Source organism: Enterococcus sp. DIV0167 (assembly GCF_050541555.1).
Lineage (GTDB): Bacteria > Bacillota > Bacilli > Lactobacillales > Enterococcaceae > Enterococcus > Enterococcus faecalis.
In genome coordinates this window covers 1,105,487-1,120,853 of sequence record NZ_CP172933.1, presented here as the reverse complement: position 1 = coordinate 1,120,853, position 15,367 = coordinate 1,105,487, and the positions used below count along the sequence as shown (strand labels likewise).

At 38.5% G+C, this 15,367-nt stretch carries 12 protein-coding genes and 2 tRNA genes; 4 read left to right on the top strand and 10 right to left on the bottom strand.

Annotated elements, in window-relative coordinates:
- Positions 1–15: 15 nt before the first annotated feature.
- On the bottom strand, positions 16–4,263 hold the full coding sequence (locus IGM09_RS05535) for a 2-hydroxyacyl-CoA dehydratase (RefSeq protein WP_033624940.1): 4,248 nt from the start codon (positions 4,261–4,263) through the stop codon (positions 16–18).
- 175 nt (positions 4,264–4,438) lie between these two features.
- Here IGM09_RS05535 and IGM09_RS05530 point away from each other — a divergent pair, with 175 nt between their 5' ends.
- Positions 4,439–5,050 (top strand): TetR/AcrR family transcriptional regulator, encoded by a 612-nt coding sequence (locus IGM09_RS05530; RefSeq protein WP_002357803.1) that lies wholly within the window; start codon positions 4,439–4,441, stop codon positions 5,048–5,050.
- 55 nt (positions 5,051–5,105) lie between these two features.
- Here the strand turns inward: IGM09_RS05530 and IGM09_RS05525 are convergent, their stop codons facing one another.
- The 8 genes from IGM09_RS05525 to IGM09_RS05490 form a co-directional block, all read right to left on the bottom strand.
- On the bottom strand, positions 5,106–5,285 hold the full coding sequence (locus IGM09_RS05525; protein ID WP_002357804.1) for a hypothetical protein: 180 nt from the start codon (positions 5,283–5,285) through the stop codon (positions 5,106–5,108).
- Positions 5,286–5,439: 154 nt separating this feature from the next.
- A tRNA-Gln gene (locus tag IGM09_RS05520) sits at positions 5,440–5,511 on the bottom strand.
- Between the two features lie 9 nt (positions 5,512–5,520).
- Positions 5,521–5,601: transfer RNA gene (locus tag IGM09_RS05515), tRNA-Tyr, on the bottom strand.
- A gap of 96 nt (positions 5,602–5,697) precedes the next feature.
- Positions 5,698–5,931: a DUF2969 domain-containing protein gene (locus IGM09_RS05510; protein ID WP_002357806.1), complete on the bottom strand. Its 234-nt coding sequence runs from the start codon at positions 5,929–5,931 to the stop codon at positions 5,698–5,700.
- A 146-nt stretch (positions 5,932–6,077) separates the two neighbouring features.
- Positions 6,078–7,547 (bottom strand): flotillin family protein, encoded by a 1,470-nt coding sequence (locus IGM09_RS05505; RefSeq protein ID WP_002357808.1) that lies wholly within the window; start codon positions 7,545–7,547, stop codon positions 6,078–6,080.
- A gap of 16 nt (positions 7,548–7,563) precedes the next feature.
- Positions 7,564–8,097: a hypothetical protein gene (locus IGM09_RS05500; protein ID WP_002369505.1), complete on the bottom strand. Its 534-nt coding sequence runs from the start codon at positions 8,095–8,097 to the stop codon at positions 7,564–7,566.
- A gap of 183 nt (positions 8,098–8,280) precedes the next feature.
- A complete protein-coding gene (locus IGM09_RS05495) occupies positions 8,281–10,917 on the bottom strand; it encodes an FtsX-like permease family protein (protein WP_113826047.1) in 2,637 nt (878 codons plus the stop codon).
- A gap of 9 nt (positions 10,918–10,926) precedes the next feature.
- A complete protein-coding gene (locus IGM09_RS05490; protein WP_002363831.1) occupies positions 10,927–11,628 on the bottom strand; it encodes an ABC transporter ATP-binding protein in 702 nt (233 codons plus the stop codon).
- 160 nt (positions 11,629–11,788) lie between these two features.
- On the opposite strand from IGM09_RS05490, the gene IGM09_RS05485 reads away from it, so the two are divergent.
- From IGM09_RS05485 to IGM09_RS05475, 3 genes are all read left to right on the top strand, one after another.
- Entirely contained in the window at positions 11,789–12,448 is a 660-nt protein-coding gene (locus tag IGM09_RS05485) for a DNA/RNA non-specific endonuclease (protein ID WP_002363828.1), read from the top strand.
- Positions 12,449–12,461: 13 nt separating this feature from the next.
- A complete protein-coding gene (locus tag IGM09_RS05480; RefSeq protein WP_002357813.1) occupies positions 12,462–12,848 on the top strand; it encodes a hypothetical protein in 387 nt (128 codons plus the stop codon).
- Between the two features lie 108 nt (positions 12,849–12,956).
- Positions 12,957–14,101, top strand: a protein-coding gene (locus IGM09_RS05475) for an IS3 family transposase (protein ID WP_113826046.1) whose coding sequence is annotated in 2 segments (ribosomal slippage) — positions 12,957–13,230 and positions 13,230–14,101 — 1,146 coding nt in all. Because the reading frame shifts where the segments join, the coding sequence is not laid out codon by codon here.
- Between the two features lie 71 nt (positions 14,102–14,172).
- Here IGM09_RS05475 and nagA read toward each other — a convergent pair.
- Entirely contained in the window at positions 14,173–15,321 is a 1,149-nt protein-coding gene (gene nagA / locus IGM09_RS05470; protein ID WP_002357814.1) for an N-acetylglucosamine-6-phosphate deacetylase, read from the bottom strand.
- Positions 15,322–15,367: the final 46 nt, after the last annotated feature.

Genomic DNA, 15,367 nt, shown 5'->3' with positions numbered 1-15,367 from the left:
AATTTCTATTAGTTATTATCTTTTTACATTTTCTTCTTTCAACAACTTGTTCGCTGTGGCCATCATCAAACGGATTCGGTTCAACTGATTAACCAAAGATACCCCTGGATCATAATCCACCGCCGCAATGTTTGCTTGCGGATATTGACGTCGTAGCTCTTTCACGACCCCTTTTCCAACAATATGGTTTGGTAAACACCCAAACGGCTGCATACAAACGATGTTATTCACCTCGTGTTTTAAGAGCTCAATCATTTCAGCTGTTAAAAACCAACCTTCACCCGTATGATTGCCAATTGATAAAATTTTACTTGCATCTGCTGCCATATCATAAATGGAATGAATGCCATCAAAACGGACCGACTTTCTCAATGCCTTATCCATTGGTTTTTCTACCAATTCAATGATTTTTATCGCAAATTCTGCTAAACGTTTGCTTTGTTTTGACATGCCCATATTTTCGTATTTCCAAATTTGATTGTACAAAGAATAGTTCATAAAGCCAACAATATCTGGCACAACTGCTTCAGCACCTTCTTCTTCTAGCAAACGCACAATATCATTATTCGCTGTCGGCGAATATTTCACTAAAATTTCCCCGACCACACCGACTTTTGGTTTTTTTATCTCCTGTAAAGGAATTTCATCAAACGTCCGAATAATTTTTTTCATGAAGTGATTAAATTGTGTCAGCGAACCATTCCGGACATTGGATTCCACTCTTTTTAGCCAATCTTGGTGTAGTTGATCCACCATTCCTTTTTCTGTTTCATAAGGTCTTGTTCGATAAACTACTCGTTCGAATAAGTCACCATATAAAAAGGCAACTACTAAGCGTTTGATCATTGGCAACGTAAATTTAAATCCTGGATTGGATTCGACTCCTTTATTGCCCATCGAAACTGAAACTACAGGAACTTGAGAAAAACCGGCATCATTTAAGGCTTTTCGTAATAAGGGAATGTAATTCGTTGCGCGACAACCGCCCCCTGTTTGCGTCATTAAGACACTGACATTATCCAAATCATATTGACCACTTTCCAAAGCTTCAACTAGTTGTCCGATAGAAATAATTGCTGGGTAACACGCATCATTATTGACATATTTTAACCCGACATTCACGGCTTCTTTATCCTGCGCAGGCAAACAGACGACATGATAGCCAGAAGCTTGTAATGCTACATCGACTAATCCAGATTGATGAATCGGGCTAAGCATTGGTAACAGTAAAGTATGTGTTTTTTTCATTTGTTTTGTAAACACTATTTTCTCTGGCTCTTCCATTTGCATATGCGGAACAAACTGTTGCTTCTCCCGCTCATTGACAGCCGCTTTCAAGGAGCGCAACCGAATACGAATTGCGCCCAAATTCGCGCCTTCATCGATTTTGAGGACTGTATAAATTTTGCCAGACCGATCCATGATTTCTTCTACTTGATCGGTTGTCACAGCATCTAAGCCGCAACCAAAGGAATTCAGTTGGACAAGTTCTAAATTTTTCGTCTTAGCCACTACTTTAGCCGCCGCATATAAGCGAGAATGATAGACCCATTGATTCACCACACGTAAATTCTGCACGTCTCCAAGATGCGAGATACTGTCTTCTGTCAAGACATGGAATCCTTCCTGTGTAATGACTTCGGCAATGCCGTGATTAATTTCTGGATCCAAGTGATACGGTCGTCCCGATAAGACAATTCCTCTCTGGCCTTTTTCGGTTAACATGGCTAACGTTTCTTCGCCTTTTTCTTGAATTTCTTTTTTAAAAGCTGCTAATTCTTGATAACCATGATGCAGCGCTGTTTGAATTTCTTCTAGGGAAATCCCTAAATCAGCAAAATTTTCAGCTAAAACTTTGGCAACTGCAGCTTCATTCGCTAAATTAAGATAGGGATTTCGATAATCCACTTGGCCCTCTCTGATGGCATCCACATTATTTCGAATAACATCTGGGTAGCTTTGCACAATTGGACAATTAAAATGATTATCAGCTTCCACTGTTTCTTGCTGTTCAAAAACGACACCAGGATAAAAGATGATTGGCACTTGCGCATCAATTAATGCTTGAATATGTCCATGCGCCATTTTCGCTGGGTAACAAACCGTATCACTGGGAATCGTTTCAAGGCCTTGTTCATAGATTTGTTTATTAGAACGTGGCGATAATTCGACCCGAAAGCCTAAGTCAGTAAAAAATGTATGCCACAAAGGATAATTTTCATACATGTTTAGGACTCTAGGGATACCCACGCGCCCACGAAACGCTTTATTTTCCCGCAAAGGTCGGTACTTAAATAACTTGCGGTACTTATAATCAACCAAATTCACTTTGCGTTCTTCTCGTTTAATTTTAATTCGTGCACCACGTTCACAGCGATTTCCCGTAATAAATTGGCGCCCATCTGAAAACACTGTGACCGTTAATTGACAATTGTTTTCACACAAGCCGCAATGAGTAAATTCCTTTTCAGAGGTAAATGCCGCTAACTCTTCTAAAGAAAGAAGCGTGGTTTCTTCCCCAATTTCATAAGCGTCCAAAGCAATCAGCGCTGCCCCATAGGCCCCCATCAAACCAGCAATAGAAGGACGAACCACTTCACGACCGCTAATTTTTTCAAAAGCTCTCAAGACCGCTTCATTGTAAAATGTTCCTCCCTGGCAGACAATCTTTTCTCCCAACTCTTCAGGTCGGCGAACCTTAATGACTTTATAAATGGCATTTTTGATGACTGAATAAGATAGTCCAGCAGAAATATCGCCGACAGAGGCCCCTTCTTTTTGAACCTGTTTCACTTTTGAGTTCATAAAAACAGTACACCGAGAACCTAAATCAACCGGCGCTTGCGATTCTAAAGCCGCCAAAGCAAAATCCTTCACGTTATAGTTTAAGGATTGCGCAAAGGTTTCAATAAAAGAACCGCACCCAGAAGAACAAGCCTCATTTAATTGAATGGAGGAAAGCACGCCATTTTTAATGGTCATCGCTTTCATATCTTGTCCTCCGATATCCAAAATAAAATCCACACCTGGCTGAAAATGGTTGGCTGCTTTGTAATGGGCCATCGTTTCAACTTCACCAATATCGACTTTTAACGCATTTTTTATTAGCTGTTCTCCATATCCTGTAACAGCCGCTTTTCCGATAAAAACTTCTTCAGGCAGTTGTTGATAAAGTGATTTCAGTACTGTCATGGTGGTTTCTAAAGGTTGCCCTTGGTTATTACCATAAAAAGAAAACAACAAATGACCATCTTCATCAATCAATGTGACTTTTGTCGTTGTTGAGCCTGCATCAATCCCTAAAAAGGCCACGCCAGTATGTTGAGATAAAGGTTTCTCCGTTGCTTGGGCTTGCGCGTGTCTTTCTCGAAAATCTGCTAAATCTTCTGCGCTGTTAAATAACGGTGGTAACGTGTCGCTCGGCTGTAAATCAGTAGCCTGGCTGTTCACTAAGCGCTGAATTAATTCTTCCAATGTACATTCGGCTGAATCTTCTGAATAAAGTGCTGCTCCCATTGCTACAAACAGTTGCGGTTGTTCTGGAAAAATAACATCTTCTGGCTGAATTGCTAAGGTTTCAACAAACCGTTTTCTCAATTCTGACATGAAAAATAAAGGTCCCCCTAAAAATGCTACTTTACCTTTAATTTTGCGACCAGCAGCTAACCCGGCGATTGTTTGATTAACTACCGCTTGAAAAATACTCGCCGCGATATCTTCTTTCGCTGCTCCTTCATTGATTAAAGGTTGAACATCCGTTTTGGCAAAAACCCCACAGCGGGAAGCAATCGGATAAATAGTTTGATAATTCTTCGCCAATTCATTCACTCCATTGGCATCCGTTTTAAGTAAAACAGCCATTTGATCGATGAAGGCGCCTGTCCCACCTGCACAACTACCATTCATTCGTTGCTCTAAAGCACCATCAAAAAAAGTGATTTTTGCATCTTCTCCGCCAAGTTCAATAGCAACATCCGTTTCTGGGATTATTGTTTCAACAGTTCGTGTACACGCGATAACCTCTTGAACAAAGGGAATCCCTAATACCTCAGCCAGCCCCATACCACCAGAGCCAGTTATGCTCATTGTCAAAGGTTGGTCTGCACCGATCCTTGATAGTCCTTCTTTTAAAATGCGTTCCGTTGCTGCTTTGACATCTGAAAAATGGCGTTCATATTTTGTAAAAATAGGCTGATTTTGTTTATTTAAAAATACTAATTTTACTGTCGTTGACCCAACATCAATCCCTGCTCTCATAACCATCAATTAAAATACCCCTTCATTTCCCAACAGTTTGTTGATTATTATACAAACTGTTTGTTATAATAGATATACCTATTTTAGAAAGGTTCTAAATGATTTGCAACAAGCAATTTACCCTATTTTGTGAGATAAACAACAAAGTTTCCGCGAATGTTGACTATCTCGAAAGGAATTTATGATGGCAAAGAAAACAGACCTTAGAGTACAACGAACCAGAAAAATGATTATTGAAGCTTTTTTTAAACTTGTAGAAACGAAAGGCTACGAAGCGGTGACGATTCAGGATATTGCTGATGAAGCCATGATTAATCGTGCGACTTTTTATGCTCATTTTAAAGACAAACAGCATTTATATGATGCAATCTTCACCTTTACGCTTAGTGCTTTTACCGCTATTCTTGATTCGCAACAACTGGTTAATGGCAACCGTGTCCGCGTGAAGCACATTGAAGAACTTCTGACGCAACTCTATATCAATATTCAAGAGAACAAATCTTTCTTCTTAACTATCATGGACAATAATTTCAACGAACACTTTCGAAAACGCTTAGCTGAAATTATCGAAGAAAAATATGCGACGATTTTTTCGCAGTTGCGTATTACCGAAAATGATATTGATGTACCGATAGATTTTGTTATTGAATATATGACCTCTATCTTCATCGGTACCCTTCATTGGTGGATTACTAGCGAAACGGATATGACACCCAACCACTTAGCCCAATTAGTTATCAAATTAGTTGGTAATGGTCATTTAACTGTCTTAGGCATCGAATTAGAAAAATAAAAACACCGGAGTAGACAATAATTTTGTCTGCTCCGGTGTTTCTGTTAAAGACGAATTAGTTTTTTGAACGCCATTTGATATTGTGGGCTGTATTTCTTGAAGAAGTGACTTTAACACCACTTTTGATGTTGCCTTTTTTACGAGGAATTAAGTCAACTTTGACATCATACTTACCATCGCGTGCTAAATCGTAAACATTTTCAACCATTTCTGTAATTTTTTCTTTAAAGTTCATTCTTATCAACTCCAGACTATTCTTTCTTAATACTTTAGCATATTCTTATATAAATGAAAACTTTTCTAGCCTGTACATGAGGAAAATCTTACCTCATTTTTGTTATATAATTATACAAAAAAAGAACATCTCTCTACCAGAAATGTTCTGAAAACTGGGGTAGCTGGATTCGAACCAACGCATGACGGAGTCAAAGTCCGTTGCCTTACCGCTTGGCTATACCCCAAAAAGAAAATGGAGGAAAGTGGATTCGAACCACTGAACCCTAAGGAACGGATTTACAGTCCGTCGCGTTTAGCCACTTCGCTATTCCTCCAAAAAGTCATTGTCGCTGTAACGACCTGACTTAGTTATAATACAATCTTTTCCAGAAAAAAGCAACCCTTTTTTTAAAAAAATTGTTATTTATTTTTTATTCACTTAAATTCCATTGACGAATAATTGTTTCAAAGGCTTCGTCCAAATTTTTTGCTGTACCTTCTTGCTTGCCATCAATTTCAATGATGAATTTTTTATCATTTTGCGGAATGACACGACCGATTTCTTTTTTACCAATAAATAATTTGTTCATTAAAACATTTGCTCCATTGTATTGGGCTTTTTCTTCTTCGACACGTACTTCAATATCTTTATTCTTTTTTGACATCTCTATCCCTCCAAGAACTCTATGTTATCAGAATCTTTGAAACAAAACAAGCACTCGCTATTTCTCTGTCAGATTGTTCGTTTATCGTTTCAATGCAGCATTAAGGAGTAACGAAATGCGATTCGCTACTCCTTAAAGGCTGATTTCTATTCTTTTTCTGAACCTTCTGTTGCATGATAGTTCACGCTATTTGAGGTACCTTTTTTAGAAAAGTTTTCAATTAGCTCTTTCACGTCGAGGCCCGTTGTTTCTTTTAGTGTTTCTTGTGTACCAGCCAACAAGTTTGTTGCATAATTGGTAATACGGTTGGCGCCAGAATTTTCGCCACCTGCGCCTGTATCTACCACTGAAATCTTGTCGATGTTGCCCAATGGTTGTGCTGCTTCTTTCATTAATTGTGGTAACATTTCCATCACCATACTTAACACAGCTGCTTCACCATATTCTTTGAAGGCATCAGCAATCTTTTGTTTGGCTTCGGCTTCCGCTGCACCACGAGCTAAAATAGCTTCGGCTTGCGCTTGACCTGTTAAACGCGTTTTGTTGGCTTCCGCTTCGGCTAATGCTTCAACTTTGAAGCGTTCTGCTTCGGCTTCTGCCACTTCGCGTGCTTTTTGAGCAAGAGCTTCTTGTTCGCGTGCGTAACGATCTGCATCGGCTTTTTTCTTCACTTCTGAGTCGTATTGTTTTTCACGACGCGTAATTTCTTTTTCTTCTAACTCAATTTGTTTTTGACGTTCAACGACTTTGACTTCCATTTCTTGTTCCACCACGTGTTGTTGTGCACGCGCGCTTTCCAAGTTATAGGCTTGGTCTGCTTTGGCTTTGGCAATATCTTGTTCTTGTTTGTATAACGCTAATTTCAATTCTTTTTCTTTTGAAGCTTCTGCAATTTCTGTTTGACGTTGCAATTCCGCTTGTTGTGATTCTTTTTCTGCTTCTGCTTTTTTGATGCGGGTTTCTTTCAAGGCTTCTGCTTCAGCAATATCTGCATCACGTTTAACTTGAGCGATTCTTGGTTTCCCTAATGAATCCAAGTATCCATTTTTATCACGAACTTCTTTAATTGTGAACGACACAATAACTAAGCCCATTTTAGCTAAGTCAACACTGGCAACTTCTTGTACACTTTGGCTAAATTTATCACGGTTTTGGTAAATTTCTTCCACTGTCATTGAACCTAAAATCGAACGTAAATGTCCTTCTAATACTTCACGTGCTTCATTTTCTAATTCTTCCGTTGTTTTTCCTAAAAATTGTTCCGCTGCTGTCGCAATTTCTTCAACTGACGAACCAATTTTAATGATTGATGTCCCATCACACATCACAGGAACCCCTTGTTCTGTGTACACTTCCGGTGTGGAAACATCTAATTTACTTGAAAGCAAACTAATTCGATTTGAACGTTGGAACACTGGTAAGACAAACGCACCACCGCCACGAACGATTTTAATTTTGTTGCCACCTTCGTCTACATGAACATTTTTAGACCCTAGATAGCTCCCGCTGATAATTAACGCTTCATCAGGTTTGGCTGTCTGATATTTAGAAACAAACACAATTAATAACATTAATAATACTAAAACTGCAATAATAATCGGTAACAAAATCCCCATTTTCTTCTCTCCTACTCTATATTTTTAGACTGCCTTCGTAAGGAATGACATAACAAACCCGTTCTTTCAATTCAATAATCAATACCTCACTACCTCTTGGCGCAGCCACTTCTTGTGGCACATAAAATGCTGCTGGTCGACTTAACGAACCTGTGACACTCTTCAATTGAATCTCGCCCATTCCCTGGACAGGAATTGGGGTAATCACAGTAGCAACACGACCCTCCATGTCTTTTTCCGAAATAGAAATTGTGGCCTCCGAATTTTTCAAAGGGACCAACACATAAAAATTTAGGAAGAAAACAATAATGGTTGAAAGAATACCACTGACAATTAAAATAAGCCAACTATTCACCGCTGTTAATTCTTCCCCAAGGTACCCAAACAGCGAGGTAAAAGCAATCCATGGAATAATCAGCATTGGGTCAACCGGTCCATCAAAATTAAAAACATCCCCAAAAATAATTAGTAAAAAAGCGAGGACCGCGCTCCCCACTAATGCATAAAAATAAACCGTTTCCAATGGTAGACCTTCTAACACTTTTCCCACACTCCTTTCTGTGCTATAACCTAGTAATAGTGTACCAATTTTTAAATAAAAAGAGTAGTAATTTCCAAATAAATCTCAAAAGATACATCTTAAGACCTATTTTTTCTTAATAAAAGAAGCAGCAATAAACGAGCAGTCCTAGAATTATCGAACTTCTACGGACTCCTCGTTTTTTAAAATGTGCTATTCATTTGATTTTAACGCTTCAATCATATTGATTTTCTTCAATTTCCGATGCATAATGACCATCACAAACAACGTGAAACACATGGTGATGACTGCGGAATATAGATAACTTGGCCAATGAATAATTGGCGAAAACATAATTAAATCAACTTCAACGGTTGCTAAAATATACTGATGCAAAATTTTCCCAAAGAAGCAGCCAACAATAATACCAATGAACGTTAAAATAATGTTTTCACGGTAAACATAGGTGGTGACTTCACGATCGTAAAACCCTAAAACCTTAATCGTGGAAAGTTCTCGAATCCGTTCAGAAACATTAATGTTGGTTAAATTATATAACACAATTAACGCTAAAGAACCAGAAACAGCAATTAGTACCCAAATGACAATATCAAGGCTTTTCAGCATATCATCAAACGAACCTTTCATCGCAGTTAAAAACGTAATGTTCAACACTTTCGGCTGTTTTGTCAACGCCTCTCCGATTGAGGTTTCTTGTTTTGAGGATAACTTTTTGTCAAAAAGTAGGAATTCTGTATTATACTCCGGCTTCTGTTTCGTCATCGTCTGGTAGAGTTTCGGCGTCATATAGACAAAATGACCCGTGTAGTTTTCTGCAATCGCGGCAATTTTCACGTGATAGGTTTGATTATCACTATTTTCTAAATTTAATTGATCTCCGACTTTATAGCCAAATAATTTAGCTAATTTTTCATTAATGATTACACCGTCATCGTTGAGGGAATATTTTTCTCCAGTGACTCGATCATTAAATAATTGAAAATCAGCCATTTTCGAAGGATCTTGTGGCACATAAAGAGTAATATTTTGAGTTGGTGCACCTTGGCCCTTCGTTTTAAAGATTTCTGAATATAACGGAATTGTTTTATTCAAACCATCCAGTTTGCGCAACGTTTCTTGATACTCTTTTGTCTCTTCAGCTGTTGTTTGCTCTTTAAAAGTCACGACTGCTTGGTAATGCCAGATTTTATTAAATTGAATTGTAGCGACATCCACAATTGAATCGCGTAAACCAAAACCAACAATTAACAGCCCCATACAACCAGCTATTCCGATAACGGTCATCAGCATCCGTCGTTTATAGCGGAACAGATTTCTAGCGGTCACTTTTTGAATAAAGCTCATGCGTTGCCATAAAGGGCGGATTCGTTCTAGTAAAATCCGTTGACCTGCTTTCGGCGCTTTGGGTCTTAGCAAGGTAGCTGGGGTACTTAATAAATCGATTCTTAATGTCACTAAGGCCGCTCCCACAGTACAAGCTAAGGCTACAATGATGCCCCATAAACTGTAATTTAAGTACCACGGTGTAACTAAATCAGGAATATTGTACATTTGACCGTAGGCATCAAAAATTATTTTAGGGAATAGATAATAGCCAACTGCCAATCCTAATAATGCACCTGTTAGGCTGGCAACCGTTGCATAGGTAATAAAAATCGAAGCAATTTCACGATTACGATAACCTAAAGCTTTCAAACTACCAATTTCCATTCTTTTTTCTTCCACCATACGTGTCATGGTAGTTAAGCTGACTAATGCCGCAATTAGGAAAAAGAACAACGGGAATAGCGTGGCTAAAGAAGAAATCCGATCAGCGTTATCTTGATATTCAGAAAATCCTGGATTGTCTTCCCTGGTAAAATAATAATACGTTGGGGCTTTCAAATTGGCTAGCTCTGTTTCTTTTTCAGCCAACAGTTGTTCCTGTTTAGCCAATTCGTCTTTTTGCTTTTCAAGCATCTCAGCTGGAATTCCTGGTTGTTGCTCCAACTGCGCAAGCGCTTGTTTTCCCGTTTCCAGCGCTTGCCGACCTTGGTTAATGTCCGGCTGAGCCGAATCACGCAGAGCCGCAACCTGTTCTTCTGGCCGATTTTTCAGTGCCTCTTTTACTTGATTTAAGGCCTGCTCTCTTTTCTTTTCATAATCAGAGGAATACGTATTTTGATGTTTTAATGAACGAAATGAGATTAGCAATTCTGGATACCGTTGACTGTCAAAGGCTTTTTCCGAAACCACGCCAAAAAAGTTTAACGTTCCAGACCCGACCGTTGTGGTTCCCCTGGATGTATTATCAATATATTCTGGTGAATTGATAAATCCAACAACAGTAAAATGAGTTTGCGTCAGTCCTTTTTCTTTAATCGCTGCATCGTTTAAAGTGATTTTATCACCCATTTTATAGTCATATCTAGTTTTCGCTAATGTATCTAATGCAATTTCATTTGTTTGTTTAGGTAACCGACCGTCAACTACTTGATAGTTAACCGATCCTGCTTGATTTTTTCGATAGCCAAACAATTTTACTGCATTATTTTGCGGCCCAATCGTGGCATCTATTGTATACCGCGGCACAACTGTTTCGACATCTTTTAAAAACTGTAGTGTTGTTAAATCTTTCTTTTCCAGTCCCATTGTAGAAATTATTCGCGCATCTGGAAGCTGCTCTTTCTGGTAATAATTATTCGCGGTTTTAATCATATCTGGTCCAGTAGCTTTCAAACCAACAAAGACCATTACACCAAGGAAAATAATCCCCATAATCGATAAAAATCGTGTAGTAGATTGTCTAATTTCACGTAAGCTTGTTTTAATTAGCGCTGTTTTCTTCATTTTAGGCACCTACCATTCAATTTCAGCAACCAATTTAGGCTGATCATTCACAGTCATTTCGCGAACTTTTGCATCATTAATTCGAATTACCCGATCGGCCATTTCTGCAATGGCTGAATTGTGGGTAATAATTAAGACGGTCGTTCCAGTTTCACGAGCAGTGTTTTGCAAAATGGTTAAAATTTGTTTCCCTGTTTCATAATCCAGTGCTCCTGTCGGTTCATCACATAAAAGTAACTTGGGCTTTTTAGCAATCGCACGGGCGATGGTTACTCGTTGTTGTTCACCACCAGAAAGTTGCGCTGGAAAATTATCTAAACGTTCCCCTAAACCCACCGATTGTAAAACATTGGTCGAATCCAACGCATCCGCAACGATTTGCGAAGCCAATTCGACATTTTCTTTTGCCGTTAAATTTGGGACTAAATTGTAAAATTGGAAAACAAACCCGACATCATTGCGTCGATAAGTGGTTAATTGTTTCTCTGAAAACTGAGCGATATCTGTGCCATCAATAATAATTTCCCCTTCATCACAGCTGTCCATTCCACCAAGAATATTTAAAACAGTTGATTTTCCAGCACCGCTGGGGCCTAAAATAACCGCTACTTCTCCTTTTTCCACTTCAAAAGAAATGCCGTCATTCGCAGTAATAGTTGTCTCTCCCATTTGGTAACGCTTGTATTCATTTTTGACTTCAATATAGGCCATCCACTATCCCTTCCCTTCTACATTAAAATAGTAACATATCTGAGAATACAAGTCTTTCAAAGAAAAGCCTTTTTTGATTTTTTAGCAAATTTACGTATAATAGAAAAGATGGTCCACTTAAATTTGGACTATTGCAAGTATAAAATTAGAGGAGCACGTTATGGCAAACAGAAAGAAGAAACCACCATTTAATTCAACCATCATGCTGATTGGCGCATTAATCATTTTAATTTTAGGCGCGGTTGGCGTTAAAGTTCCTGATGCTTTACAAGATTTATTTAATGTTCAACCACAAACAACCACCCCTTCAAGCACACCAGCACCAAAAGGAGATAATCCTGGACCCATTGAAAATGGTAAAGCCACATTTTCAGCAGAGGAATTAAAGGATAGCTCAAACGGCTGGATTACTTATCATTCTCTAGATCGTCTAAAACGAGCGACAGGCGCTGATGCGCTATTAAAACCCGCCATGGTCAATACAGGAACTTCCGCTAATAAAGATATTCGACCAGCTGGTTTCATTTCAGGAAAAGCTAATCATTCGCGTGGCCACCTAATCGGCCGTCAAATGGGAGGCAGTGGTGATGATCCACGTAACTTAACCACCTTGTATCAGAATCCTGTCAACACTCCTTATATGACGAAATATGAAAATCAGATTCGGGCAGCTCTTGATCGCGGCGAAACCGTTCGCTATCGCGTGACACCTGTATATAACGGAAACGATTTGTTGGCTGAAAAAATCATCTTAGAAGCCAAAAGCCTTAAAACAAATTCACCCATTGATTTTTCAGTAACTATTTTAAACAAACAATAAGGAGGAACTTTCATTGGATTTTGAACAGCTAAAAGAAACATTACCCGATGCAAAACCACAAACATTTTTGCAAGCAATCCTCTCTCAACCTCAAGAAGAGGATGCTGAATTAACCTTCAGTGAAGAAATTGATGAACAGTTTGTCGAAAATTGTAAATTTTTAGCCTCTCCAGAAACCATTTCTGAAACAGATGTGGAACATTGGCGCGAACAAGAATTTTTAGTTGTCGCCCAAAGTTTAGATGGCGATTATCTAGCAGGCACTCTAGAGCAAACCTTTGTGATTCCTAGCTCCCTTTACAAAGAGGATATTGAGCAATTTGACAAGCAATTAATCGATTTTTTTATTGCCTACGAGAACAAAGAAATCACTTCTGCGATTTTACCAAAAGAATTATAAAAAAAGCTTGCGGATAAATGGAACTGACCCAATAAACTGAGACAAAATAAAAAAGCACCTCTTGTTGAATTCACGTTAAAATGAATTTAACTAGGGGGTGCTTTTTCAATGGGAAATCGAGTGTCTTATCCGATTCACATCAAAGAAATGGCTATACAGATGAAAAAAGAGAATATTCCTGTAAAAACGATTATGGCAGAATTAGGCATTAAAAACAAAACACAAATTGAAACATGGTGGCGTTGGTACCGTAATGGCGAGAATCATCGTCTGGTTCAACCCGTTGGAAAACAATATGCTTATGGAAAAGGTCCAGAAATTCTATCAAATGAACAACAGCTTAGAAATGAAAATAACTATTTAAAAATGCATATTGAGGTGCTAAAAAAGTACAAAGAATTGGAAAGGACGTGGAGCCAGAAATATTTGTAGAATTAGTTAAAAAAATGAAAGGAAAAATAACCATTACTGCATTGTGTCAACTTTTCGGCGTTTCGCGAGCTACTTATTATCGTTGGACTCATCGAAAAGACTTAGGAAAGTTAACACCTCTTGAAGAAGCCGTTCGTCGACTTTGCTTCCAGCATAAGTTTCGATATGGCTATCGAAAGATTACTGCGTTGATTAATCAGGAATACAAAGTAAACAAAAACACCGTACAAAAGATTATGCAGAAATATCATTGGAATTGTCGCGTGAAAATGAAGAAACGCAGTAAAGTGGGACAACCTTACACGGTTGTCGAGAACAAGCTAAATAGACAATTTTCTTCAGACGCTCCTTTAAAGAAATTGGTAACAGATATTACTTATCTGCCTTTTGGTCAAAAGCAATTGTATTTGTCTTCAATTATGGATTTATACAATGGTGAAATTATTGCCTATACCATCGGTGATAAGCAAGATACGGCTTTTGTTCTGGATACACTTGATCAATTGCCCCAAACAACGGATTGTCTATTGCATAGTGATCAGGGCTCTGTTTATACTTCTTTTGACTACCAGAATCAAATAAAAGCAAAAGGCATTACCATGAGTATGTCCCGCAAAGGGACACCTTCAGATAATGCCTGCATCGAATCGTTTCATGCCTCACTAAAGTCTGAAACGTTCTACTTAGATGGGCTCACAAGTGAACCTACATCTATTGTAATAGAAATTGTAAAAAAATACATTACTTATTATAATGAAAGTCGAATTCAACAAAAACTAGACTACCAATCGCCGATAGACTATCGGAAATCAGCAGTCTAGGAAAATGCTTTTTTATTCCTGTCTCACAATCTTAGGTCAGTTCCAAATTTCCGCAAGCTTTTTTTTGTGTCTTATGCTCGATAACGTTCAACGCCATCTAAATAAGTGGCTGCTAATTCCATGGTTGGTTCTAATACGATAAAGTCAGCATCGCGACCATTTGCAATCATGCCGCATTGATCATCAATTTTACAGCTGATCGCAGGAACTAATGAAGCCATCATAATTGCTTGTGCTGGTGTTGCAATACCCCAATCAACTACATTTTTAATTGCTTCTTTTAGTTTTAAAATACTACCTGCTAAGTTCCCAGTATCCAAACGAGCCGTTCCTTCTGCTACCACAACAGGAAATTCACCTAAATTGTAGTTGCCATCTGGCATACCGCCAGCCATCATGCAGTCTGTAATTAACGCAACGTGATCATGGCCCGCTTTTTCCATCAATACTTCAGCCGCTTGCGGATGTACATGGTGTCCATCACAAATTAATTCAGAGAAAACGTGTTGTAACGTTAACAATGCACCAACCATCCCTGGTTCACGGTGATTTAAGCCACGCATCCCATTATATGCATGAACAAAAACGCTAGCGCCTGCTTCAACTGCCACATCAGCTTCTTCTAAGGTCGCATTACTATGGCCTAAAGCAACAACGACACCTTCATCTGTAACGGTTTCAACAAATTCTTTCACACCATTACGTTCTGGTGCCAACGCAATTTTCTTAATAATTCCGCCTGAAGCTTCTTGCCATTCGTGGAATGTATCAAGGTCTGGATCTCCAAAATAACTTGGATTTTGTGCGCCTTTATGTTCTTCAGTAAAGAAAGGTCCTTCAAAGTAAATCCCTTGAATTTTTGCACCAGGTACTTCTTGGTAGACTTGACCAATCGTACGTGCAACGTCTGTTAAACGTTCTTTACTTGAAGTTAACGTTGTTGGTAAAAATGAAGTTACACCACAAGATAATAAGCCTTCAGACATCACTTTAATGCCTTCTGCATCGTTATCCATTACGTCATGATTCATGTAACCATGAATATGAGTATCCACTAAACCTGGGGCAATCCATTTGCCTTCCTCACGAATAATTTTTACGTCCCCTTGCGGTTCATCTTTTGTATAATTACCAAAGATACCATCCGTGATTTCTAAATAACCAGGTCCTTTAACATCGCTTTTTAAAAAGAACTTGTCTGCAAAGATAAATGTTTTCATCTTCATCCTTCTTTCTTTATTTTACTTACTTCAAAAGTACTCTTAA

What these genes read in the sequence shown, in the direction of transcription:
- IGM09_RS05535 (WP_033624940.1), bottom strand. Translation starts at nt 4,263, where the DNA reads ATGGTTATGAGAGCAGGGATTGATGTTGGGTCAACGACAGTAAAATTA.
- IGM09_RS05530 (WP_002357803.1), top strand. Translation starts at nt 4,439, where the DNA reads ATGATGGCAAAGAAAACAGACCTTAGAGTACAACGAACCAGAAAAATG.
- IGM09_RS05495 (WP_113826047.1), bottom strand. Translation starts at nt 10,917, where the DNA reads ATGAAGAAAACAGCGCTAATTAAAACAAGCTTACGTGAAATTAGACAA.
- IGM09_RS05525 (WP_002357804.1), bottom strand. Translation starts at nt 5,285, where the DNA reads ATGAACTTTAAAGAAAAAATTACAGAAATGGTTGAAAATGTTTACGAT.
- IGM09_RS05485 (WP_002363828.1), top strand. Translation starts at nt 11,789, where the DNA reads ATGGCAAACAGAAAGAAGAAACCACCATTTAATTCAACCATCATGCTG.
- IGM09_RS05510 (WP_002357806.1), bottom strand. Translation starts at nt 5,931, where the DNA reads ATGTCAAAAAAGAATAAAGATATTGAAGTACGTGTCGAAGAAGAAAAA.
- nagA (WP_002357814.1), bottom strand. Translation starts at nt 15,321, where the DNA reads ATGAAAACATTTATCTTTGCAGACAAGTTCTTTTTAAAAAGCGATGTT.
- IGM09_RS05490 (WP_002363831.1), bottom strand. Translation starts at nt 11,628, where the DNA reads ATGGCCTATATTGAAGTCAAAAATGAATACAAGCGTTACCAAATGGGA.
- IGM09_RS05505 (WP_002357808.1), bottom strand. Translation starts at nt 7,547, where the DNA reads ATGGGGATTTTGTTACCGATTATTATTGCAGTTTTAGTATTATTAATG.